Origin of the sequence: Pseudoalteromonas sp. SD03 (assembly GCF_040937955.1) — a bacterium.
GTDB classification, from domain to species: Bacteria; Pseudomonadota; Gammaproteobacteria; order Enterobacterales; family Alteromonadaceae; genus Pseudoalteromonas; species Pseudoalteromonas tetraodonis.
The window spans coordinates 2,324,939-2,349,263 of sequence record NZ_CP162514.1; the positions used below are offsets into that span (position 1 = coordinate 2,324,939).

Annotated in this window: 20 protein-coding genes; 11 read left to right on the plus strand and 9 right to left on the minus strand. The window is 39.2% G+C overall.

Translation table 11 applies throughout. The annotated features are described in order from the left end of the window. Nucleotides 1-230 precede the first annotated feature (230 nt). A complete protein-coding gene (locus tag ABZP26_RS10910; protein WP_013465366.1) occupies nucleotides 231-887 on the minus strand; it encodes a GNAT family N-acetyltransferase in 657 nt (218 codons plus the stop codon). A gap of 295 nt (nucleotides 888-1,182) precedes the next feature. Between ABZP26_RS10910 and ABZP26_RS10915 the strand changes: the two genes are divergently transcribed. The 3 genes from ABZP26_RS10915 (at nucleotide 1,183) to ABZP26_RS10925 (ending at nucleotide 2,570) form a co-directional block, all read left to right on the plus strand. Next, nucleotides 1,183-1,419, plus strand: coding sequence for a DUF2789 domain-containing protein (locus ABZP26_RS10915; protein ID WP_036953901.1), 237 nt, complete (start codon nucleotides 1,183-1,185; stop codon nucleotides 1,417-1,419). Between the two features lie 97 nt (nucleotides 1,420-1,516). Further along, nucleotides 1,517-1,783 (plus strand): hypothetical protein, encoded by a 267-nt coding sequence (locus tag ABZP26_RS10920; RefSeq protein WP_024601586.1) that lies wholly within the window; start codon nucleotides 1,517-1,519, stop codon nucleotides 1,781-1,783. Between the two features lie 13 nt (nucleotides 1,784-1,796). Next, the gene (locus tag ABZP26_RS10925) at nucleotides 1,797-2,570 is read left to right on the plus strand and encodes a Zn-ribbon-containing protein (protein WP_013465369.1); all 774 of its coding nucleotides are present in this window, start codon (nucleotides 1,797-1,799) and stop codon (nucleotides 2,568-2,570) included. Nucleotides 2,571-2,626: 56 nt separating this feature from the next. Here ABZP26_RS10925 and syd read toward each other — a convergent pair whose 3' ends face one another. Then, nucleotides 2,627-3,166 carry a SecY-interacting protein gene (gene syd, locus ABZP26_RS10930; protein WP_036953897.1) on the minus strand — a complete coding sequence of 180 codons (540 nt, stop codon included), beginning with the start codon at nucleotides 3,164-3,166 and terminating at the stop codon, nucleotides 2,627-2,629. A 59-nt stretch (nucleotides 3,167-3,225) separates the two neighbouring features. On the opposite strand from syd, the gene queF reads away from it, so the two are divergent. Continuing rightward, entirely contained in the window at nucleotides 3,226-4,071 is an 846-nt protein-coding gene (gene queF / locus ABZP26_RS10935) for an NADPH-dependent 7-cyano-7-deazaguanine reductase QueF (protein WP_036953894.1), read from the plus strand. Between the two features lie 43 nt (nucleotides 4,072-4,114). Here the strand turns inward: queF and ABZP26_RS10940 are convergent, their stop codons facing one another. The 3 genes from ABZP26_RS10940 to ABZP26_RS10950 form a co-directional block, all read right to left on the minus strand. Further along, nucleotides 4,115-4,999, minus strand: coding sequence for a peptidylprolyl isomerase (locus tag ABZP26_RS10940; protein ID WP_273001647.1), 885 nt, complete (start codon nucleotides 4,997-4,999; stop codon nucleotides 4,115-4,117). A 291-nt stretch (nucleotides 5,000-5,290) separates the two neighbouring features. Further along, on the minus strand, nucleotides 5,291-8,977 hold the full coding sequence (locus ABZP26_RS10945; RefSeq protein WP_368484933.1) for a translocation/assembly module TamB domain-containing protein: 3,687 nt from the start codon (nucleotides 8,975-8,977) through the stop codon (nucleotides 5,291-5,293). Next, a complete protein-coding gene (locus ABZP26_RS10950; protein WP_138686876.1) occupies nucleotides 8,977-10,704 on the minus strand; it encodes an autotransporter assembly complex family protein in 1,728 nt (575 codons plus the stop codon). The genes ABZP26_RS10945 and ABZP26_RS10950 overlap by 1 nt, the downstream gene beginning before the upstream one ends. A gap of 192 nt (nucleotides 10,705-10,896) precedes the next feature. Here ABZP26_RS10950 and ABZP26_RS10955 point away from each other — a divergent pair, with 192 nt between their 5' ends. Beyond that, nucleotides 10,897-11,229, plus strand: coding sequence for a ribonuclease E inhibitor RraB (locus ABZP26_RS10955; protein WP_008109396.1), 333 nt, complete (start codon nucleotides 10,897-10,899; stop codon nucleotides 11,227-11,229). A gap of 36 nt (nucleotides 11,230-11,265) precedes the next feature. Here the strand turns inward: ABZP26_RS10955 and ABZP26_RS10960 are convergent, their stop codons facing one another. From ABZP26_RS10960 to ABZP26_RS10970, 3 genes are all read right to left on the minus strand, one after another. Continuing rightward, nucleotides 11,266-13,017, minus strand: coding sequence for a DEAD/DEAH box helicase (locus ABZP26_RS10960; RefSeq protein ID WP_368484934.1), 1,752 nt, complete (start codon nucleotides 13,015-13,017; stop codon nucleotides 11,266-11,268). Between the two features lie 103 nt (nucleotides 13,018-13,120). Then, nucleotides 13,121-15,946 carry a TonB-dependent receptor gene (locus ABZP26_RS10965; RefSeq protein ID WP_290208073.1) on the minus strand — a complete coding sequence of 942 codons (2,826 nt, stop codon included), beginning with the start codon at nucleotides 15,944-15,946 and terminating at the stop codon, nucleotides 13,121-13,123. Nucleotides 15,947-16,362: 416 nt separating this feature from the next. Further along, nucleotides 16,363-18,711, minus strand: a complete 2,349-nt coding sequence (locus ABZP26_RS10970) for a DNA polymerase II (RefSeq protein WP_368484935.1) — start codon at nucleotides 18,709-18,711, stop codon at nucleotides 16,363-16,365. Between the two features lie 60 nt (nucleotides 18,712-18,771). On the opposite strand from ABZP26_RS10970, the gene dinG reads away from it, so the two are divergent. The 6 genes from dinG to ABZP26_RS11000 are packed head-to-tail and all read left to right on the plus strand — an operon-like array spanning nucleotide 18,772 to nucleotide 23,588. Continuing rightward, nucleotides 18,772-20,847, plus strand: a complete 2,076-nt coding sequence (gene dinG, locus ABZP26_RS10975; RefSeq protein ID WP_028834065.1) for an ATP-dependent DNA helicase DinG — start codon at nucleotides 18,772-18,774, stop codon at nucleotides 20,845-20,847. Next, nucleotides 20,847-21,623, plus strand: coding sequence for a TSUP family transporter (locus tag ABZP26_RS10980; RefSeq protein ID WP_016898974.1), 777 nt, complete (start codon nucleotides 20,847-20,849; stop codon nucleotides 21,621-21,623). The genes dinG and ABZP26_RS10980 overlap by 1 nt, the downstream gene beginning before the upstream one ends. Nucleotide 21,624: 1 nt before the next feature. Further along, nucleotides 21,625-22,233 (plus strand): primosomal replication protein, encoded by a 609-nt coding sequence (locus tag ABZP26_RS10985; RefSeq protein ID WP_368484936.1) that lies wholly within the window; start codon nucleotides 21,625-21,627, stop codon nucleotides 22,231-22,233. Further along, a complete protein-coding gene (locus ABZP26_RS10990; protein ID WP_368484937.1) occupies nucleotides 22,233-23,120 on the plus strand; it encodes a histone deacetylase in 888 nt (295 codons plus the stop codon). Before ABZP26_RS10985 ends, ABZP26_RS10990 begins: the two co-directional genes overlap by 1 nt. Before the next feature lie 50 nt (nucleotides 23,121-23,170). Next, entirely contained in the window at nucleotides 23,171-23,443 is a 273-nt protein-coding gene (locus ABZP26_RS10995; protein ID WP_008467472.1) for a late competence development ComFB family protein, read from the plus strand. After that, complete coding sequence (locus tag ABZP26_RS11000; RefSeq protein WP_081745130.1) at nucleotides 23,436-23,588, plus strand: YbaM family protein; 153 nt, start codon at nucleotides 23,436-23,438, stop codon at nucleotides 23,586-23,588. The genes ABZP26_RS10995 and ABZP26_RS11000 overlap by 8 nt, the downstream gene beginning before the upstream one ends. 2 nt (nucleotides 23,589-23,590) lie before the next feature. On the opposite strand, the gene ABZP26_RS11005 is transcribed toward ABZP26_RS11000, so the two are convergent. After that, nucleotides 23,591-24,118 carry a sel1 repeat family protein gene (locus tag ABZP26_RS11005; protein ID WP_368484938.1) on the minus strand — a complete coding sequence of 176 codons (528 nt, stop codon included), beginning with the start codon at nucleotides 24,116-24,118 and terminating at the stop codon, nucleotides 23,591-23,593. Nucleotides 24,119-24,325: the final 207 nt, after the last annotated feature.

The following is a 24,325-nucleotide window of genomic DNA, read 5'->3' on the forward strand; positions in this document are numbered from 1 at the left end:
TTGACAAAGTAAAGTTTAAAGCAAACGGCTTAGTATGATAGTGGGGAAAACAAAAAAAATTACGGTCATAAAATTGAAAAATAAAAATAACTATAAATAACAATGGCTTGATGTTTTCAAGAAGATAAAATACGGAGTTAAACTGACAAGGCGCACGTTAATGTAAGATATATCTCACGTAAGTGCGCCCTATTTGGAACATTGGCTTACATAATCACAATTCTAAACACCTAGCCTTGTACAGATAGAGCAGCTTTAAAAAGTAATTCACCTTTAACTCGGTTAAATGTGAGCTGCTTAAAGTGCTCAAAGCCTTGTGATTTAAAAAATTGCGTATGTTCGTCACGAGTCACAAATACCGCTATACCAGAGGACTCAGGATTGTCATGTAATAAACCATCTAAGCCTTTAAGTAATTGGCGGCCAAACCCTTGACCATGAAAATGTGGGTCAACGGCTATAAACGCTAAAAAGTAGTAATTGCCTTGCGGCTTTAGTGCATCACGAATAGTTTTTTCTTTTTCAATTAATTGATTCGTTTGCAAATAACCGGCACTTAACATCAACTTTAATCGCCAATGCCAATAACGCTCTGCTTGAAGTTGGCTACTTGACTCAAATACACAAGCAACTGCTTTTAACTTATCGTTACGGTAAAGGCCAATTAAAGGCTGTTTTTCTTGCCAAAAGCTACTGAGCTCTTCGCGAATAAGCGCACGGAGTTTTTTTTCATAGTCTAGAGGGCTTTTTTCGTTATACCCTAGCAGAGTTTGTAAAATAGGGTCATTTTGGTAGGCCTGATATATAAGGCTTGCAGCGGTACTGATATCTTCTGGTGCAATATGTTGCACGCTAAACGTGTCTGTGGATTCTGCTGTGGCTGTCATTTTATTTCCTTTATTATTTTATACCCTTTGTCATTACGCCGCGTAACTTGTTTGGGATTAATTTTGAACTACAACGATGACCAAATGCTCATATAACTATATACCTAAGTGGGACAAATAAGCGAATTTACATTTTAGTTAGTACGCTCATCCACTGCATTGAGTCAGATCATGCTTTAGCGACTTACTACTGAGTAAATAAAGCGTAAATTCAGTAAGGGTTAAACTGGCTAGATATATCATTCCCCCCTAGAGTTAATAAGTATTAAGTATTAATTCATTAAGGAGCACGATTATGGATACGACTAAGCACGACATAAATACATTGTTCGCACAATTAGGGTTAGCTAATACAGAAGCAGAAATAGATGCATTTATTGCATCGCATGCCATTTCGGATACCACATTATTGCAAGATGCTCCCTTTTGGGATGAAGCCCAACAACACTTTATTGCTGAATCGCTGGCGGTTGATGGCGATTGGAGTGAGGTAATTGACGAACTCGACTCTCGCCTTCGTCAAAATAATTAAATCGCACATTTTAATGTGTCTGAGCCACTTTATTGTTACCATACCTGCTCGCAACTTCAATGTTGCGAGCTTACTTTATTAAAGAGTTATAAATCGAATGAATGCTGCTGTATTTGAAGCTATTAAAGTCCTTCTTGATGAAGGCAAAGTCCCCACTGTTGCACTAACTAAAAGCCGTTTAGTAAAACCTCTTCCTATGCCGGTTATTATTGCGGCAGTGAGTCAATATAAAAATAATCCCGATTCAATTTATAATTTAATGAAAACACCCGAGCAAGCAAGTAACTCAGATCCTAAAAACACTCAGTTAGATAGAATTGAGCAAAAACTTGACCGATTACTTGCTTTGCTAGAGCAAAAATAATTTGAGACTATAAATGTTTGTTGTTGATTTAACATTTGATTGCTACCAAGACACAACCCTAGAGCAAGCCGAGCAGGCAATAAACCGCTTAGTGAATGCATTACGCTTTAATGGCCAAATCATTGGAGAGGAATTTCCAACGGTTTTAAAAGATGGCTATTTTATTACTCGTGTAATGTGCCCGACCGAAGACGCCATGCACCCACTTAATAACAGTGCGTTTGTTAAACACAGTGTTGAAAAGCTTCATGGCGCTGGTTTGCTTGCTCCCAAAGTAAAGGTCATCGGCCAAGATATTCACTCCAATGGTGCCGATGGCTGTAAAGAGCCATCAAGCTATATTTTATATACCACCTATGTGCATACATGTAGCCCACTGTATTGTGGCGATGACTTTTTACCCGTGCCGCTATTTAATATTCCTGCGATTGCTAATGGTGACTATAAAACACTAATTAAATGGCAAGAAGATTGGCAAGCGTGCGATCAAATTCAAATTAATGGTGCAACACGCTGTGAATTTCCAGCGCTTGAAGAAATAGCCAGCACCCAAAGTGATTTATACCGCCGTGGTAAAGATATAACTAAACGGATTAGTTTTTTAACTAAAAAGCCTGTTTACTATTATTTATACCGTGTAGGGGGGGTTGATAAAGCCTCTGAACTTGAGCGTAAATGCCCGAGTTGCCATGGTGAATGGAAATTACCCGAGCCTTGGTTTGGCTTGTTTGATTTTAGGTGTGAACCGTGTGGTATAGTCTCTAATATTTCGTGGGATTTTCAATAAATCCCACACTTAAGGTGCTATGTCTAAAAACATCACACCTTAAAACTACCTTATAATTATACTGTCAACGATGCTATAAATTCACTGAGGTTTTTGGCAAGTACATGATGTGGCTTTTTACCTACATACTCTAGACACACCTCACCTGTTTCTACTAATACGGTAACAAGCAAATCGTCTTGGTCGGTTAACCCAATAAATACACTTGGCGCTTGTTTGAGTTTACGTTTCATTAAAACATGTCCAGTGATATTTTGTTGCAGTAGGTCAAAATCATCTTCATTCCATGCTTGTAATAATTCCACTTGATGTCCGTCAATATTGGCTACAACACTGCCAGCAAACATATGGCCATAAAATTGACTCAACGCCTCTGGAAACTCAAGCTCCAATGCGTTAGCGAGATCGGTTAATGAACCTGTAGGCTCTCTAACTATCGCTTGCCATTGGATCATACCATGTTCATCTGCGCTACCTATTTCACATGGGCTTGGCCATTGCTCATCGTGGACGATTAATGGGCGCTTTTGTGTATTAGTAATCGTTTGTTCGCTAAATTTTTCGTGAAGTTGAGCTAATTGCATTGCAACAGACATACTGTGAAACTCATTTAATTTATATATAATGCATCCATTGTAACTATTTAAGAGCAAACATGACAGATTACAGCAATTCTCCCGATCTTAAAGGCAGCGTACTTGGTCAATCTACTGAGTATGTCGATCAATACACGCCCAGCTTGCTTTTTCCTATTGCTCGCAAGCTTAATCGCGATTCATTAAGTATTGATGAAACTGCGCTGCCGTTTAAAGGCCAAGACATATGGACAGGTTACGAACTGTCTTGGTTAAATACTAAAGGTAAGCCTCAAGTTGCGGTGGCATTGTTTACTTTCGAATGTCAAAGTAGTCATATTATTGAATCAAAGTCGTTTAAGCTTTATTTAAACAGCTTTAATCAAAGCCGTTTTGGGAGTATTGAAATTGTTAAACAACATTTAATTGACGACTTATCCAATGCGGTAAACAGCCCTGTAAAGGTAACCTTATACAGCGCTGATGACTACAATTGTATTCCTTGCACAGCGCTGCCAGGTGAGTGTATAGATGAGTTAGATATTGAGATAGATAACTACCATATTGATGCCCATTCACTTAAATCACAAAGCAATAAAATAGTCACCGAAACTTTGCATAGCCACTTGCTTAAGTCTAACTGTTTAATTACTTCACAACCGGATTGGGCGAGTATTATTATTCGCTATACCGGTGAGCAAGTTTGTCGAGAGTCATTATTACGCTATTTAATTTCATTTAGAACTCACAATGAGTTTCATGAGCAATGTGTGGAACGTATTTACAGCGACTTAACCACTCAACTCCATATTAAAGAACTTGAAGTATACGCTCGTTATACGCGCCGTGGTGGGCTTGATATAAACCCATATCGCTCAACACATTATAACGAAACCCCATTTTCGGTAAAAATAAACCGTCAATAAGTGTCGCGTTACCTTAACAAAAAAGGAGCCTGAGGCTCCTTTTTTAGTCATTAAGTTGCTTAGTTGGCACCGCCATGCCACACACATCAATATAATTATGGCTGTACGCAAACCATTCCTCGCTGCGGTTACCCCGAGCAATAATTAATTGTTTGAATGAATTAGAGTCTGTTTTCATTACTTTAAATTGGCTGCTATCGTCTGCTACATCCGCTAATACTTGTAGATCAGTAATGGGGTTAAACTCGGTATTTTCAGTTGGCGTTCGCGCTAACTGATGAAAATGTGCCATGCCTTTAAGCACCCGACCAAACACGGTAATATTTTTGTCTAAATAACGCGGCCCTTGACCTATGGTGACAAAAAACTCACTGCTGGCACTGTTTATATTGTTATCGCGCGCCATTGCAAATATGCCATGACAATGGACTTGCCACGTTTGTGTATGCGCTTGGTTTTGTGCAACCGCAAAGCCACCTAAAAACCCCGTTACCGGTGCATAACCATCACTGCCCATCTCGGTTATTGAAAGTGGCTCAGTGGTGGTTAAATAAAATTCCGCTGGCACCGTGTTATCTTTAGTTTTGGCTAACTTTTTACCCGTACTATCGCCACCTTGAGCTACAAACCCTTCAACAAAACGGTAAATGTGAGTACCTTGATAAAAGCCTTGTCTTGCCAGTTTTTTAATATTCGCAGTGTGTTTAGGCGCAAGTTTGGGGTTAAGCTCAATATATGCAGCGCCTGTGGGCAGGGTTAACTTTAGAATATTCTCTGATTCGACCCATCGCCATTCATCATCTTTAGCCGCCGCAATAATCTCACTGCTTGTTAGCTTTTTAGCCGATGAGGCTGGTGATTGAGTACTTTGCTGGGCACACCCACCTAACAAAGCCGACACTAAAAGGGTCACTACACACTTTTTCATACCTTTCCTTTTTTATTGTTATCTATTAGGGTCTGTTGACCTTTCAAGGTTAAATTTGCAGCAGCCTGTTTGGTATTTAGGCAAGGCAGAGCCTATGTGGTGTGGTTATTCCCCATAAATAGGCGATAACGCAGCATCAATGCCAAACAGGCGCTGCCCTTCGGGTTCTGCCTAGGGGCAATTTACTCTTTGTTACTCGGTTTTTACTTAGCCCACTAGGTTACAAACCTCGCGCCGCGATTAAACCGCCCCTAGTTTGAACAAATTTTAATCCGCAAAGGTCAACAGACCCTAGTCCCAATCAAACTTATACAGTATGTCTACGTTTTGGTATAAGCCACTGGTTATTTCTATGTATAGTTTAGAGAGTAACTGATAGCGCACAGCCACTTCACTGAGTGAGTCGAACACCCCGACACTGTACTTAACCTGCAAGCTTGGGGCTATATAACCCGATATCTCTACTTTTGTTTGTTCACCACTGCCTTTAGAGCTTAAGCTTACATCAGATAAACCAAAGGTTTCACCCACCTTAGAAACCACTCCCTCACTGCGACTCACGCCTTGAGAAAGTAATAATTGAGTTAACATAGCATCTGTAGAGCTGTCGCCCTCTCCTAATGGTTGCCCATTGAGTAAATAGGCTAAGGCTTGGGCTTGATCCATCGCAGGCTCAGAAAATACTTTTAACGTAGGTTGCTCAACACTGCCGGTTAAAGTCACCCCGGCAATCACACCATCAGCAGTATTATCTGGGTTACGAATCGCTTTAATGTTGAGATACGGTTTGTCGATTGCGCCACTAAAACCTACTTGCCCTGTTCTAATTATTAAGTCTTGCCCGAAGGCTAAATACGTCCCTTCTATTAAATTAAGCTCTCCGGTTGCAATAATTGGCGTACCTTGGCTCATTTTAAGCGCTAAATCACCAGTTACTTTAGACTTGAGTCCAAACGATTCGACTTTTACATCATTTTTTACTGTTACATTTAAGTCTATATCATAATCAAAAGGGACTTTTTTAGCCGCTTGTGTTTTTTGATCAATAATTATTTCATCATCGCTTACTTGCACTGCGCCCTCGGGCAACTCTTCAATTTCTATACGCCCATAAGGTACAACCACTTCACCAACAAGGTTAAGCGCGTTATCTGCTATGCCGATTTTTAGATCGGGTGATACTTTAAATATCACACCCTGCTGCGCTCTAACAAAAAACTCATTGCCAACAACTGCAACATTAACCGCGGGTTGCTCACCTTGCCAATCAACATCACCGGTAAGTTTAACTTGCCCGCCTTGAGGATCACTTAAGTTACCTTTAATCGTTGCCGTGGTTTTATTAAATAAAATATGTATATTAGAGTCTTTAAGTGCAACGGGTAATTGCTCTCCCTCTAAATTAATGTCTGCTATATTAAGCTCACCATCTAACTGAGGATCTTTGAGCGTTCCAGCTAATGTAACCTGTCCGCTGATTGCCCCTTTAAGTTGCTCAAGCGTATCTAAAAATGGCTGAATGTCTGAGAGTAAAATTTTATCTATATTAACGTTACCAGTGAGTGTTTGTGTGTTTTGAATGTCGTCAATATTTATATCGGTAGCTATTTTACCTAGCACACTGGATGCCAAGTTAGCTTCAATTTTACCAACTTGCGAATCTGAAAAAGCACGAATACTGAGTGTTTCTATTGGGAGTTTAAATCGATCCTCTTCTGAGGTTAGCACTGCATTTAATCCATTAGAATTTACATTAGCTCTGAGTGTTTTAAGTGCACCTGACTGCCAATTAGCAGCAAAATCACCTGTTAAGTCTCCGCGTGTGCGAATATTATCTGGTAATAAGTGCTTAAGCTCTGCAAGTGAGAGGTTAGCAAGCTTTGCATTAAACTGCCCTAGCGCTTTTGTTTGCGACAAGGTATCTATACACAACTTACTTTGAGCTGATTGCCAACAATGAGCGCTCACATCAAAATCCCCGTTTTGTGTATTCACCATAACGGATATTTTTTTAGTATTATTAAAACTCAGCTTTTTATCACTAAGGGTTATGTCACTTAGCTCACCATTCCAAATGGCATTTTTCATTTTGCCATTAAGCTCAAGTTCCACCGCGCCTTTTTCGGCATCAATCGACGCGCTAAGTTGATGATCTGTTTTATCACCACTGGCAGCTATGTTTATATTATTAATTTGCTGCCCAGCGACCAGTGCAGATGCAACATTAACACTGAGATCAGTTTGCCAATCAGCAGCCGTATCTAGTTGAGATTTTATAGCAAGTTTATTAATGTTTATCTCATTAAAAATAAAACGCTCTAGTATGACGGCTAAGTTAACCGAAGGGGTTAATCTGTTGCCGCGTACTTTTAAATCCGCTTTACCGTTAGCAATAAAAGGAAGATTAGCCTGCTCATCACTATTAAGTGTGATATCACCGTCAACTTGCCATGTATCATCTACCTGCCCATTCAAAGTTAACTTGTTAGCACCACTACTTAAATAAAAACTATCGATATCCGCTTTTAATTGATTATCTAACTTAAAGTTTGCAGCAAACTCTAAGGGAACGTTGTTTAAAAAGCCAGCTAGCTTAGTATTGTTCATTTGTAGCTGCCAGGTATCGGCTTGAGCGTTAAATACGCCTTTAAACGTCCCTGAAACATCACTGGTTAGGGCATCGGTTAAGTATTGCGCTTTTAAATTTGATAAAACGCCGGTAAAGTCCGCTTTAATTCCCTGTTGCCAATCAAGCTGTGCTTGAATATTCGCAGCGCTATCGTTAGTTTTTAAAGCAAGCGTTTCAAGCGTCGCGTTGGTTAGTGTGCCTTTTAGCTGAGCATTTAAATCTAAACTTGGATAAGCATCTAGCTGAGTATTACCCGTTAAACTTAATTGATAGTCGTTAGCATTACCTTGGGCACTTAAATTGATGTTTTTAACCTTTAGCTCATTATTTTGTGTATTAATAAGCCATTGATTAATTTTGCCATTAACACTAAAGGGATAGTTTTTCTGTTTGAGGTTGGCTGTTGCTCTCAAATTTAAAGGAAATAATCCTGTGGTATCAAGCGCAATGTTAAGCTTGGCTAGATCACCATTTATATCAAGAGTAGCTCTGTGTTCATTCCCTTTTAAGCTAATGTTGCCGTTAATAGGCATAGCCCCTTCCAGTGTTGCATCAAGCTGAGTATTTAACTGCCACTGCTGATAACCTGCCGATAGTGACTGTACTTTAATAGTGGCATCTTCTACGCTCATTTGCAGGGCAATATCATCAATTGAATAGTGTTGCTCGCCCTGATTTATTGTCACGTTGGTGATATTGAACTGCTCAACATTGATGTTAAGTGGCGAGATAAAATCGATATTGGGTAAAGCTGGTAATTCCTTAATAGCCGTTGTTGTTTGTTGATTAGCCGCTGCTTGTTGAGCTGCGGTTTGCTCTTTTAATACCACATTAATACGAGGAATGGTTAAGCGTTTAATTGTAACATCAGACCCTTCAGCCTTTGCCGACAATTGCAGAGTGTTAAGTGTTACATTTGCACTTGAATGATTTAAAATAAATTCATCAATAGCTAGATTTTTTAATGCAATATTAAAGGGTAAGGTTATTTTTTCTAATGCTTCGGTTGGCGTATCGTCTTTATTCTCAGCGCTTTTTGGCAAGGTTAATTTAATCGACTTAGCGCTTAAATTATCAATACAAATACCATCACATTGCCACCAAAATAAATCTATCTTTAGTTGCTGTGCATTAACGCTTACGCCATTTTGGTCAAACTGTAAGTTAAATGCGTCATTGTATAAAAATCGGCCATTTTTTATTTCAATGGTTAAGCCATCAACCAATTTATTCGCTGTATAAGCAAGCAATTGATTACCAGGGGCGGTAAACAAAACGCAAAACAGTGTAACTAACAGCGTTGCTAAAACGGCGCTAACTATCGCCGTTACTTTTTTAAATACTGACATTAAATTTCAGGCCCTATGGTAATACTTAAACGGGTACTTTTACTTTCTTTTGTGAGCCCCCACGCGTGATCAACTCTTATCGGACCAACCGGTGTTAAATAACGAAAACCAAATCCTGCACCTACTTCAAATTGTTCTGAAAAATCATTGGTTGCGGTCCCCCCATCAACAAACAGCGCAGCTCGCCAATTTTTAGCAAATTGGTAGTTGTATTCAACGGTACTCGCTAATAAATATTTACCACCAATACGCTCACCCTGCTCGTTTTGCGGAGAAATCGACTGATAAGCAAAACCCCTGACACTTTGATCGCCACCGGCATAAAATCGCAAAGAAAATGGCACGTTATTTATATCATTAACAATCATTGCGCCCACGTTTGCTTTTAAAAAGATCAGATGGCGGTCAAGGTAAGTACGTAACCAAGCATGCTGTAATTGAACTCTAACCAAATTGGTACTTGAGAGTACGCTATCGAGTCCAAACTCAGCTGAAATAGACCACTGCTCCCCCCAATAAGGTGTGGTGCCACCCTTTGATTGTTTACGCGCATAACTGATCCCAGGCATTAACATTTCAGTTGTTTTTTCTTCGTCATCCCCTATGCGGTAGGTTTCTTGCTCACGCCTTAAAAAAGCCGTTCGTACCCATTTATGCTCAGTTAACCATTGGCGCTGTAACTGACCTGTTAGTATTTCACTGTAAGTTTGATTGGTTAATTCATCTTCCAACTTATAACCGACAGAAAAGCGCCATAAATCATCGTTCGGATCATTCACCGGCACGGTGTAAGCCATGGAAATATCTTGCTGTTTTTGAGAAACATTTAAATTGCTTTCAAGATAGTGCCCGTTATCGGTGATCCATGGTTTACTCCATTTAAAACGTACTTTCGGCCCTAAATCTGTACTAAAGCCACCACCAATTTCATAACTATTTTCTGGTTTATGTAACACATCCACTTTTATAGGAACTTGCTTGTTTTTTCTCGCTGTAATATCGGCGTAAACACGCACGCTCTTAAAATAAGGGGTACTTGATAAATCAAGATTATAATCGGCAATATAGGATGCTTTGTACGACTGACCCATTTTAAATGGCGCCAAAGAGCGGATATATTTTTCGGCTGGAGTATTTCTGGCAATTAAAATATCACCAAATTGATAACGAACTCCGCTATCAATAGTAAAAGTAATGGTTGCGCTGTGTTTTTTGAGTGATACTTCAAATTTTCTAACAGGCCATTTTGCATCGAAATATCCATACTCTAGCAACACTGACTCTATTTTTTTATGCGCGCTGCTATAAACCCCATGATTTAAAATATCACCTTGTTTTAAATTAAGATCTTCAATCGTTTTTTGAACGAACGGATCCTGTTTTGCTTCACCATTAACCGTTATATTAAGTGACTCAATACGTGTGGCTGGGCCTCGCTCTATATTTACAACAAGTTCGCGCTCGTCTTTATCAAAATCAATATTTACTACTGGACTGTAATAACCTAAGGCTTTGATACTGTTCTCAACTTGCGTTTTTGCATACCGACGAAGTGTACGGGTTGGTTTTTCACCAACAAGTTGTTTTAAATAAAGTGCAACGTTATTTTCTAAGTCACCACTGATCCCTTTAATTTCATAATCTTCAATTATATTTTCAGAGGCAATAGAAGACAGGCTTACTAATAAGCAAAAAAAACAAAAAAACTTTAAAAGCTGATTGAACAAGTAAATATCCTTACTGTGGTATCCATAAAATAAACCGCTAGACAGAGATATACTACCATAGCCACAATGAGCCTAACATTAACTTAATCGCAATTAACACTCAAAGATGCAGTCAAAATTTAGTACGCGTTAACGGTTTATTTTGGTTACAATAGCTATAACGAGTACAAAATAAAATTAATGAGTTTTTTAATGCAATTCCCTGATGATGACAATGGCCAGCTACTTGCTGAAATTTCCGCCGCTGGTGTAGATTTAAGTAAAATGCAACAAATTGATTTTTACATTTTATTTGAACAACAGGTTGATGCCGAAAAATTTGCAACTGAGATTGTAAACGATGCATTAGTGCAAACTGCTGATGTTGAAAAATGCAAAGATACCGGCGTTTGGGAAGTAATTGCCCATGTACAAATGGTGCCTGAACATGCACTGTTAGGCCAAGCAGAACAATACATTGAAAGCATAGCGAACAGCTTTAATGGCTATGGTGATGGTTGGGGATTAGACGCAGAAGAGGCATAATCCCTAATTTAAATGATGAATGATATCCAGCTTAGTCTATCGACTTAGCTGGTTTGCTTTTCTGAAGCTGCCTTTATAATCAAAAAGTTTATCTGCTACTTTCCAGCCATATTTTTTACTTTTTCGCGCAATCACAAAATCCGGTGGTATTAAATCAAACTGCGCTTTTATAATTTGCTCTGCACTGACAAATTCAATCGGGGATTGGCCCTGACCTACACGCTTACCAAACTGCTGATTAAAGTAATACCGAGCACCTTTGTTTGATAAATCAAAAATTTCATCACAACTGGCTCCGTCTTCATCAAAATAAGTAATTTTTAACAATTGCTCTTTAAGTTTTACCACACTCAAGCCGCTACAACGTAGGACTAATGCATCTTTAAGGTTTAACGCATTGCGCAACTTATCATCAGGGTCGGCCATCACAGCATCACAATCATGGCATTTTCGAGCAGCAATATCATTTTGTGCGCCGCACTGCTCACACTCTTTAAAACGAAAACGATAATCGCATTGATCGCTTAAACCGTTATCATCTTCTAGCAAACCTTTACAACGCCTGCCGAAGTGCTCGATTACTTTGCCATCAGCATCTGTTTTGCCCCAAAATATATTGGCAAAGCCACACCCAGGACACAGCACTTGCACGGGTTCATTATCGCTATCGCCTTTTTTATCTCCCACCTCTGGGTAGAATAAATCAAAGCCATTGCCCGCATAGTCAATCACTAAACAATCGCTTTTACCTTCTGCCAACCTCAAGCCTCTACCGACAATTTGCTGGTATAAACTTACCGACTCCGTGGGGCGTAAAATAGCTATAAAATCAACATGAGGGGCATCAAAGCCGGTAGTAAGAACCGATATATTCACTAAATACTTTAATTTTTTAGCTTTAAATTGTTTAATTATTTTATCGCGTTCGCTATTTGGCGTATCCCCCGTGATCAGCGCACTGTGCTCCTCTGGTAGATAAGTCATTATCTCTTGTGCATGCATAACCGTGGCTGCAAAAATCATCACGCCGTAACGATTTTCACTGTATTGTATAACCTGTTGTAAAATTGTTTGAGTTGCACGGGTCGATTTTTTTAACAGCGCATTCATATCCTCATTGCTATATTGCCCAAATGCATTGCTAGTTAAAGATGAAAAGTCATAATGGCTAATCGCAGCATCAACCTCTTTAGGGGGCGTTAAATAGTTATGCTTAATCATATAGCGCAAAGGTAATTCAAAAATACAGTGTTTGAATGGACTCTCTTTATTGCCTCTTACAAACCCATGGTAATGATGCTGATAAATCCAGCCTAACCCAAGGCGGTAAGGCGTTGCTGTTAAGCCTAATACTTTTAATTCAGGGTTGTGAAATTTAAGTGCACTAATAACCTTACCGTATTGGCTTTTCTTTTCGCCATTTACTCTGTGACACTCATCAATAATAAGTAATGAATAGTGCTCATTAAGTTTGTCTAAATTACGCGATAACGACTGCACACTCGCAAAAGTGACCTGATGGGTTAACGACTTTTCTTTTAATCCGGCTGAAAATATACTCGCCTCAAGACCAAAGCTTTTATACTTTTGAGCATTTTGCTCAACTAATTCTTTTACGTGCGCCAACACCAATATTTTTTGTTTAGCAATACGCGCAAGCTCAGCTATCACTAAACTTTTACCCGCACCTGTAGGCAGCACAATGACAGCAGGATCATTGGTTTTTCTAAAGTGTAAAACGGTGCGTTCAACCGCCTCTTGCTGATAGGGTCTAAGGGTGTAGGTCATAAGTCTATGATGATCAAAAAGAATGCATATTAGCAAAAAATTTGAGAGACGTTAAAAAAAAAGCCACGGTATACCGTGGCTTTTTAAACATACTGTACTTAAATTAGAACTTAGTAGTAAAGTTCAATTGTAAATAACGGCCTGTTACATCATAAGCTTCTGATACTGTATTAATACCAGTACCGCCATTTGATGAACTTTGGTTTGCAACTGGTGGTTGCTTATCGAATAAGTTGCGAACAGTTAATGTAACACTTGTGTTATCAGTAAAGTTATAACCTGCTGATACATCATGATAAACAACAGATGGGAAGTTATTGTACTTCTCTAACGGTGTAAAATCAGTGTAGTTAAAGTTAGCACCTTCAACACTATCTACTGAGCGATCCCAGTAGCGCATACGCCATGAAACATTTAAATCATCCATGCCGTAAGTTAGGTTTAAGTTAGCTCTGTTATCTGGTGTAAGTACCTCACCAGCATATTCAACTGTTTCACCACTTTCGATACCGGTAGTATCGTATTTACTTAAGTGGTTCCAAATTAAGTTAGCACCAAAAGCACCATACTCTGTGTCTAGTTTATATGCTAATTCAATATCTACGCCTGAAGTTTCGATGTTATTTTCGTTACCAGTACCTGAATTAACTTCTACTAGTGCACCGTTCGCATCACGTAATGCGTTACCACCACAAGATGGGTCAAAGTTAGCTGAACTAACATCAAAACAGCGATTAAGTACAGTAGTACGACTAGTAGTAGATATTGCATCTTCTACTGAGATATCGTAGTAATCAACAGTTAAAGAAAGCTCTTCTGTCATCTGCCAAATAACACCTACACTATATGTGTCAGCAGTTTCTTCTTTAACATTTTCGTTACCGCCAATAAAACCACCAGCGCTTTGAGCTTCGATCTGTGTAAGCTCAAACTTTCCATCAGCTGCTACACGCGCGGCTACTTCAGGAATTGATAAACAGTTTTGAGCTGCATTACCTGTGTCAGAAGCAGTAACTCCGCTACACGGATCTGTTACACCAGCAAAAGTCTCACCACGACCACCAAATAAATCAGCAATATTAGGTGTGCGAATTGCTGTCGCTGCAGAAGCACGGAATTTAAGAGTATCTAATGGAGAGTACTGAATACCAGCATTCCATGTTGTCTGACCGCCGACAATTTCATGGTCTGAGTAGCGAGCTGCTAAGTCAACCTCAAGATTTTCAAGTATTGGTAAAATTGTTTCTGCGTAGTAATCATTCGAGTAGTAACTACCATCTGTTGGTAGTGACTTATTAGTACTAGAGGCACCAGTTTGTGCTAAATCACCAGGGTTAAAGAAACCACTTTCAAGGCGGTGTTCTGCACCGACTGCAACACCTACAAAACCACCAGGAAGCTCGATTGGTAACTGACCAACCAATGATGCTGAGACAATGAATTGTTCAGTTTGACCAGCGATTTTTGCAGGCACTTTAATGTAATCAACAGCTTCCTGAGACACTGTACCTGCGCCGAACAAGTTAAGCGGAACACAACCCTGTAAAATAGCAAGATCGTCAGCACATTGAAGTGTGCCATCTGCATTCTCTACAACATCAAATGCTTTTGCTGCTCTTTCGATGTTGACTTGACCACCACTGTCTTGACGTTGATCAGTTTTGCCCCAAGAAACATAAGTATTTAAAGACCAGTCATCATTTATGAACCAATCAAAGCCAGTTGCAATACGTATAGTATCTCGTTCTAAATCTGTAGAACGAGGACCAAACTCAACCATACGGCGAACCAGATTAGGGATATTATCATCCATTGTTAGAGCAGGGTTTGCAGCCATTAAGTTTTGGCGTAACAATTCTGGCACCATAGGGTTGCTTAGCTTGATCCCGCCTAAACCGCCTCGCTCTGGAATAAACACATCATTAGTCGCAAATGGTGTTGGTTCGATTGTTGAACCATAAGTTTTTGACGAATTCCAATTCATCTCTGCAAAAAATTGAACCTCATCATTAATATCTTGCTTGATATTTAGAGCCGCATATTTTCTTTCTAATGGTGTAACAAGTTGACGGAAAGCTGCTCGGTTGAATGCTTGACCACCTTCAAGTCCTTGATAAGGTGTACCATCAGCATTAAAACCACCAACACGCCCTTGTGGAGGGTAAGATGAGAATACTTTGTCTACATATTCGTTACCATTTTCATCAAGTAATATAGCTTCGTCAAACTCTGAAAAAGCACGGTCTGCCGGCTTTAAACCTTTATCATCATCGTAACCAAAAGATGCTGTTACATTACCTGTACTCCAGCTATTACCAGCGGTTAAGCTCAATGAATACTTTTCACGGTCACTCTCAGATGAAATACCAGTTTGTGCATTAACTTCAACGCCTTCAACATTGTTACGAGTGATAATATTAACTACACCAGCAACAGCATCAGTACCATAAATGGCAGAAGATGCGCTTTTAAGAATATCAATACGCTCGATCATTGATGCTGGAATAGAGTTTAAATCTACAGCGTAACCACTAGAAGGTGAACGGCCAGATACAAATCTACGACCGTTTACTAATACAAGTGTTCTTGACTCGCCAAGGTTACGAAGTGATGTTGTATTAAGACCAACACCAGACGTGCTAAATGATGAATTAGATTGGTCAGCACCAGCAATTGTTACTGGAGACTGATTTAAGATATCCGAAACATTAATAGCACCCATTGCTACGATGTCTGAACGACCGATTGTAGTAATTGGAACCGTAGTTTCTATATCAGTACGCTTGATGCGTGAACCTGTAACCTGAATACGTTCAACTTTTTCTGCGCCTTCTTCTGCAGCAAATGAACTTGCTGAGAAAGCAGCAGTAGAAGCTGCACCAAAAGCGATCGCTAAGCGAACTGCTTTTGAAACTTTGTTATTTAACATTTGATTCTCCCTAGAATACTATTTGTTTTTGTATTTTTTTGATCACACCTTGTTAATTAATTTGTGATCACGCTTCAGATGATAATACTTCAAACACAAGGCGGTCAACATTAAATTAACTTTAAAAGCACTTTGCATGACTTTTCATTATCATTTTTGGCGGTATTTTATTAGTTTTTTAAATTAATTTATGGATACGATTTAGAAACAAACTTGAGAATTAAAAACAACATCATGGTAACCAATTGATTTTTATGATTTTGAACAAATGATTTTTTAAATTACGCTTTGTATTCTTTTTAGATAAAATTGTAACCAAGGCCACAATTGTTAATTTACCTTTAAATTTTTTATTCACCTTTGAAGTTTATAGGCGAATAATTAACTATAAAAGACTTTTTAAGCTCATAGTTAAGCTAAAACAACGAGGCTTGTGTAGATTCAGATGCTGTGTTTAATGCGCTTAATATCATTTGCGCAACAGGGTCGAGCTGTCTTTGAATGTACAGTGGGTAGTTCAGAGTGTTTTTACCGCTATAAAGCTCAGCGCCGGTTACAGCGTAAACATATTCAATCACTTGCCCGCGTTTTATTTCAAACTCAGGATGATTCGCTTTGTATTTTTTAACAGCTTGAACATGAGGAGGAATATTTTTGATGTAATCGTTAAGGTGCTGCCCTAACCGCTTTCTATATACTAATTTACGGTCGAACTCACCATTATAAAGTTTTTGAGTGTAGCTATTTATAATATCGTGCAGTTGCTGTATTTCGAAGTTGTCAGTAAATAACGTCTCAAATAATTGTGTTTGAAACTCTTGTGCAAACTCAGTCCAGTCACTACGTACCGTTTCCATACCTTTAAATACCAGTTTTTTTTCATTATTTTTGGTTACTTGCCCTACATACCGCTTTTTAGAGCCTGTTTTTTTACCTCGTATAGTTGGCATAAAAAACGGACTGTAATGAGTTTCAAATTCAATTTCTAAATAACTTTGTAAATCATAGCGTTGTTTTAAATCAGCTTGCCACATGGTATTAATATGATGAACAAGTTGGCAGCCAATTTCGTTGCATTGCTCAGGGCTTTTATCTTCACAAAGTTTTACAAACGTAGAGTCGGTATCACCATATATCACCTCAAAGCCTTGCGCTTCTATCCATTTACGGGTTGTTTGCATTATCTCATGGCCACGCAAAGTAATGGAACTCGATAAACGCGGGTCGTAAAACCGACAGCCTTTAGAGCCCAGTACGCCATATAAGCTATTCATAATAATTTTAATCGCTTGCGAGAGCATAGGTTGATTAGTGTCTTTTGCTTCTTGGCGAGTTTGTGTCAGGTGCTCAATTAATTTGGGGAGGTGGTGCTGCGTTCTTGAAAATAACGCCTGATTAAATCCTTCAACCGCATGCTCTGGTGCATTTAACCCTGCGATTAAACCTAGCGGGTCAATACAAAACGTACGCATAATTGAAGGGTATAAGCTTTTGAAATCCAATACCAAAACGTTTTTATACAGCCCTGGAGTCGACTCCATCACATAGCCACCGGGGCTCTCAAATGAGAGGCCATGATCGCCTAAATTGGGGGCAACATAACCACTGCGGTGTAATAACGGTAAGTATAAGTTTGTAATTGCGGCAACCGAGCCCCCCATGCGTTCCAGTTCGAGCCCTGTTATTTGGGTTCTGACAATGGCAAATTCAAATAGCTTTAATTTTTCGAAAATTTGATTAACCAAAATACAATCTTGACGATTATAAGCCGCTAGAGAAAGCTTATCTTCGTTAAATTGACGAACAATTTCAGTTAGTCGGTTGTCGGTTTTTATTAATTTAGATTCGTTAAGCACACGCTCTGCAACATTGGCTAATGAAAAGCTGTCAAATCGGTAAGTGGCATTTTTTAATGTATCAATGCCATCAATGACACACCGCCCAGGAAGCGTTAATCGGGTGTAATGGCCTTTATTAATATACAAAGGTTGATTATCTCGGCCAAAGTTAAGGGTAAGTCCTAACGCCTCTGCGCGTTCTTGCAATAAACTAAAGTCAAAATCAATAACATTCCAACCAACAATAACATCGGGGTCGTTATTTATAATGTACTGCTGCAGCTTGGTGAGCAGATTAATTTCGTCATAGCACCAATCTATTTCAAATGTCGGATCGCCCTGCTGCTGTTGCTCACCTATCATTAATACACAATCTAAACCATTTCCCACCAGTGCTACACTAAATAACACCCCATCGCCATTACATTCTATATCCAAAGAAATAGATGTAAGCGTTGGCGTGTAATCTTTGTTTGCTTTTAACTTTGCGTCACTAATTTCAATAAAGCCATTTTTAGTTGTGGCGTTACCCGTTACCCACACACCTCCTTTAATAAAGCGCTCCATTAAAAAGCGGTCACTGTGGCGTACATCAGCTTCGTAAATAGGCATTACTTGCTCTAAAAGAGCTCTTGCAGTGTATAAACTTTTTATATCGTTAAAGTAACAGGCAACACATTCGTTGCCACTAAAATGACACAACTCAACCTTATTAAACTGCGCTTTTATATTTGCCTGTGCGAGTAAAGTATTTGCAGTATGTTGCGCTGACAATGGGATGAAAAACACTGCCTGCTGGTTTTCAATAATAACTTTAAGTGGGCCATGATCAGAGCTTAGCCAATAACACAAAGTAATACCTTGCGTATTTTTAGCGCTGTATTGTTGCCTTGATAAAATAAAGCCCTGATAGATTGCTTGTGTCAATGTTCGATCCCACTTAATATATACACTGTAATTATATACATATTTTAGGTTAATCATCACATGCTATCGAGCTCACTTAAAAAAACAATTAGACAAGTACACCAGCATGTTGCAAATAACCTAACCGATTACCGCCCTCGCAGTAGTCAAAACTATTTAGTTGCTGAAATCGCCAAAACATTAGCCGGTGAATACCATAAAAAACAACGTATTTGTGTTATTGAAGCAGGCACAGGCACCGGAAAGTCATTAGCTTACTGCCTAGGCGCTCTGCCACTGGCATTAGCACAAAAAAAGAAACTGGTTATTTCTACGGCTACTGTGGCTTTGCAAGAGCAATTAATCGCTAAAGAACTGCCGTTTTTTAAAAAGCACTCAGGACTCGATTTTAAATTTGATTTAGTCAAAGGTCGCCAACGTTATATTTGTGCGCACAAACTTCATAATGCACTAAACAGCGATAGCCAAACTCAAATGGAGTTTATGCCTACCCTTACATCGCCATTAAGCGATATGGAAACTAAGTGCTTAAAGCAACTTTACGATGCCTATATCAATAAAAAATGGCAAGGTGATAGAGACAGCTGGGCCGATACCATTCCTGATAGAGTATGGGGGCTCATTGCTTGCGATAAGCATGCTTGCCAACGCCAGATGAAAGCACACCAAACATGTCCTTTTCAACTCGCCCGCCAGCAGTTAATGCAAATGGATGTATTGGTTATAAACCATTCGTTACTGTTAGCCGATTTAGATTTAGGGGGCGGAAAAATTTTACCCGAGCCCGACAACACCATTTATGTAATCGATGAAGCGCACCACCTTGCACATATTACCCGCGACTTTTCATCTGCTGCAGCTACGATAAAAGGCACGATAGATTGGCTCGACAAACTTACTAAATTCAGTGGCAAAATGGCCAAAGTGTTAGTGGGTCAAAAAGGCATTGGGCAAAACTTTAAGTTATGCGATAGCGTTAACGATGCCAACAAAGATTTAAAAGTGGTGCGCGATATACTCGACAACGCTGATTTTGAATATTCAAAAGACGATACCTATCGCTTTGAACATGGTGAAATCCCTAAATCGTTACACGCAAAAGCAAAAGATATTAGCGAAGCCACGCTTGATGCATTACGGTGTTTAAATAAAATGCACGACACCCTCACCCAAGATGTAAGCGACGGTGATATTAAACCTTATGTTGCCGACCCCATTCTGGCTGAAAGCGGGCAATACATAAACCGATTAGAGCAACTTAATAAATTATGGTTTAGTTACGCCACTAAAGGCGAAGGCACACCGCATGCGCGTTGGATAAAACGACTTGAATATAAAAGCCATCATGATCACCTGCTTAGCGATTGTCCTATTGAAGTCGGTTATTATTTAAAAGATAAGCTGTGGAACGAATGTGCTGGAGCCGTGTTATGTTCAGCTACCTTGAGCGCCTTGGGCTCATTTGATCACTTTGCCTATGAAAGCGGTCTTGCTAAAGAAGAAGGGGTGAAATTTATTAAAGTCCCCTCTCCGTTTGACTACCCAAAACAAGCCACTTTACGCATTCCGGCCTCAAGTATAGAGCCAACAGATAAAGAATTTAGCGATCATATTGCTAAAACATTACCCGAATACCTAAACACTAAAAAAGCCAATTTAGTGTTGTTTGCCTCTTACTGGCAAATGGACCATGTAAGTAAGTTTCTTAGAACAAAAGGATTTAACTTATTAGTACAAGGTGAAATGTCACGAGAAGCTTTACTCAAATTACATACTAAAAATATTGATGAAGGCAAAGGCAGTATTTTATTTGGTACCCAAAGTCTTTCTGAAGGGCTTGATTTACCTGGAAAATATTTAGAAAACCTGATTATTACCAAAATTCCGTTTGCGGTGCCCACCTCACCTATCGAAGAAGCGCAAGCAGAGTTTGTGCAAAGTAAAGGCGGTAATCCGTTTTTATCGATAACCGTGCCAGACGCAGCAAAGAAATTGGTACAAAGCTGTGGTAGACTGCTGCGTAAAGAAAGTGATGCAGGCACAATAACTATTTTAGATAGACGCCTAGTCACCAAACGATATGGCAAAGCCATGCTTGACACCTTACCACCTTTTAAAAGACAAATAGATTACTGATGTTTGAACTTGCACTCGACCCAACAACTTGGGCTATTTTATGTGGCGTTGCACTTTTAGCTGGCTTTATTGATGCTATTGCTGGCGGCGGTGGATTACTCACTGTACCAGCACTGTTAACGGCAGGATTACCTCCTCATTTAACGCTTGGCACTAATAAATTGGCCGCCAGTTTTGGCTCGTTAACGGCCAGTATCACCTATTATAAAAAACAACTATTTAACCCACGATTTTGGTTTGCTTCTATTATGGCTACCGCCATAGGTGCTTTGTTAGGCACACTTATTGTTGATCATTTAAGTATCGAGTTTTTAAATAAGCTCTTACCCATTATTATTATTTTAGTGGCTTGCTACAGCTTGTTTGGTAATTTAAGTACCACACAAAGTGATGATCTGCCTAAATTAACCCGCACAATAAAAGTAAAACAGTGGCTACAAGGATTAAGCCTAGGTTTTTTTGATGGTTTAGCTGGGCCTGGAACGGGAACTTTTTGGACTGCCTCAAACGGTATGCTTTATAAAATGAGTTTGCTACTCAATTGTGGTTTGGCGCGTTCAATGAATTTTGTTTCTAACTTCATCTCTCTGATCACCTTTGTTGCACTTGGCCATGTTAACTTTTTACTGGGAATTACAATGGGCTTCTTTATCATGCTTGGTGCATGGTTTGGCGCACATTCAGCTATTCGTTTTGGCAGTAAATTTATTCGCCCAGTATTTAATACGATGGTTATACTTTTAGCGTTAAAACTAATTTACGAGGCATACTTTTAATATGCAATCTGCTGCTTTAGACAAACTACGCCAACAAGTTGCTACGCTTAAGCAACAAGCTGAGCAATTTGATAAAGCAAAATTATTTGCTAAAAACCGTTATATGCAGGCACAGCCAAGCTTATTTGACAGAGCCGTATTTAGCACCAAAAGCATGAACTTGGTTGATTACGTAGTAGAAATAGAAGATGAAATAGCCAGCCTACCACCGAGCGAACACCGTCATGCTTACACCTATGCACTTGAGCGCATTGCCAGCCAAGTACAAGCGGTATTTAATGTTATTAAATCGACTCCTATTTGGGTGAAAGAAAATAAAAGTCATTATAAGCCTCGTGCTAAACAGCCTGTTTATAAACAAGCGGTGCAAAAAATCATGCAATCATCCCACGAATTATATGATGAACTTAAACAAAACCATGAATTTGAGCGCCGCCTAGTACTGATGATTGAAGAGCGTAAGTTACAAATGGAAAAAGCATCACCTGCGCAAGCACAAAAACTTAATCAAGAAATTTTAACCACTCATGCACGACTCGGCCGTTGCAGAAAAGCAATTTCTGCCACCGAAGACAAAATTCAACAACTAGAAAAACAACAGCTACGCTAATGCAGCTTTATTATCACCATCTGTACTCGCAATTAGAGTTACCTGACCGCCATCGATTTCCAATAAAAAAGTATCAGCAGCTTAAGCATGAAATAGAGCGTTTAGGCTACACCCAATTTATATCGCCTTCGCCAGCAACAACAGCGCAATTGAAATTGTGTCATAGCTCAGAGTACATCGCTGATTTTTTAAATGGCTCGTTAACTGACAAAGCAGTTAAAAAAATGGGGTTTCCGCACTCACCTGAACTAGTCGAGCGAACCCTTTATTCTGTTGGTGCCAGTATTCAAGCAGCTGAGAATGCACTGCAAACCGGCTTAGCGGTTAATTTAAGTGGCGGTTATCATCATGCTTATAACAATTACGGCAGTGGTTTTTGTATTTTTAATGATTTAGCCATTGCTGCAGCCCACCTTATTGCAACGGAGCAAGCCGACACCGTATTAATATTTGATTGTGACGTACACCAAGGTGACGGTACCGCGCAAATAACTCAACAGCACGAGCAGATAATTAGCTGCTCAATTCACTGTGAACAAAACTTTCCTCGGCAAAAACAGCACTCAAACTACGACTTTGCCTTACCTGCAAACACCACAGATGCAGAGTATTTAACAACACTAGAGCAAGCTCTTGAGTTATGTGTTCGCCTCCACCAGCCCGATATTATTTTATATAATGCGGGCGCCGATATTTATACCAAAGACGAACTTGGCTTATTTGATGTTTCTTTGGCTGGCGTATACGCGCGTGACTTTGCCGTTCTTAACTTTTGTAAGCAGCGAAACATCCCGCTTATGTGCGCTTTAGGTGGTGGTTATCAGCGTAACATCAATGATTTAGTCAGTGTCCATAAACAACTATTTAAAGCGGCTCTCGATTTATAACAGTCCTTGGTATAGACTCATTAAAGACAATAACAAAGAGTGACTGGAATATGCGATTAGATGACGACATACACAATTTTTACGAAAAAATCGTTTTAGAAGAAATAGAAAAACGTAAACTTAATGAGCGTTACAACGACGATGTAATGGCTGACTTTTGCTGTACCGTACTCAATCAGTTACCCCCACGTTATATTCGATACGATGTAGATATGGCGTTTTATTTAACTCAAACAGATCGTTTAGATATGCAGCAACGCGTTGAACTTGCTATTAATTTTGCGATTGATCAGATTGCTAAAAAGAAAGATATTAATGAGTAACCCGCTAGAAGACGCCCCTACACACGTAAAACTGGCTGTTGATTTAATTATGATATTAGAGCAACACGACGTAGAGCCCGAAGAAGTATTAAAAGCGCTCGATATCGTAAAAAGTGACTTTGAGAAAAAGCTAGTTAGTAACTAGCTTTACTCTATTGTTTGTATTTCATGAACGGTGACAATACCATCGTGTTTATTACAATCAATTTTAATTTCGCCGAATGTTCGTCTCGGTGATGTTGACCTACGGCAGGTCATGTTTTGAGCTTTAACACCAAACTGCTCAATATAAACGGCAACAATTGCATCTATTTCTTGCTTCTCGTGTGTTGTCGCAGCAGTATAAAAAGTATCATATTGTTGTGACCAATTTTCAACGCCAGCTTCTGCTGCAACACCTAACCACCCCATACCAAGCTTAGTTGATTGCTCTAGATATTGCCCTTTTAAAAACATAAACGCTAGGGTGTATTGTGCACTTTTATAACCCAATGCAGCAGGCTCTTCTAAATAGTTAAAAGCTTCTTCAAACTCCCCTTTTTTGTATGCCTTAACACCATTATATTCTTTTTTCTTCATGGTATTATCGCTGTAAAGACTGACTTGTGACGAATTGCAGCCAGTTATTAAAGCCACCAATACCAGCAAAGTGGCACTCAATCGTTGATGATTCATTATTATCCTTAATTTATTATTTTTTTTGCTCAGAAACATAACCACTTTTAAAGCATCTGCCCTAAAACCTGTTAACATAAATTTAATATTATCATGGGATTGCAAAGCTTACAGCGATTATTTTTATAAGCGCAGTTTTAATCGCCCATTAAAAATAGATAAACCTATTTTTTTAATACCCTGTATTTATACACAAGGTACTTTACT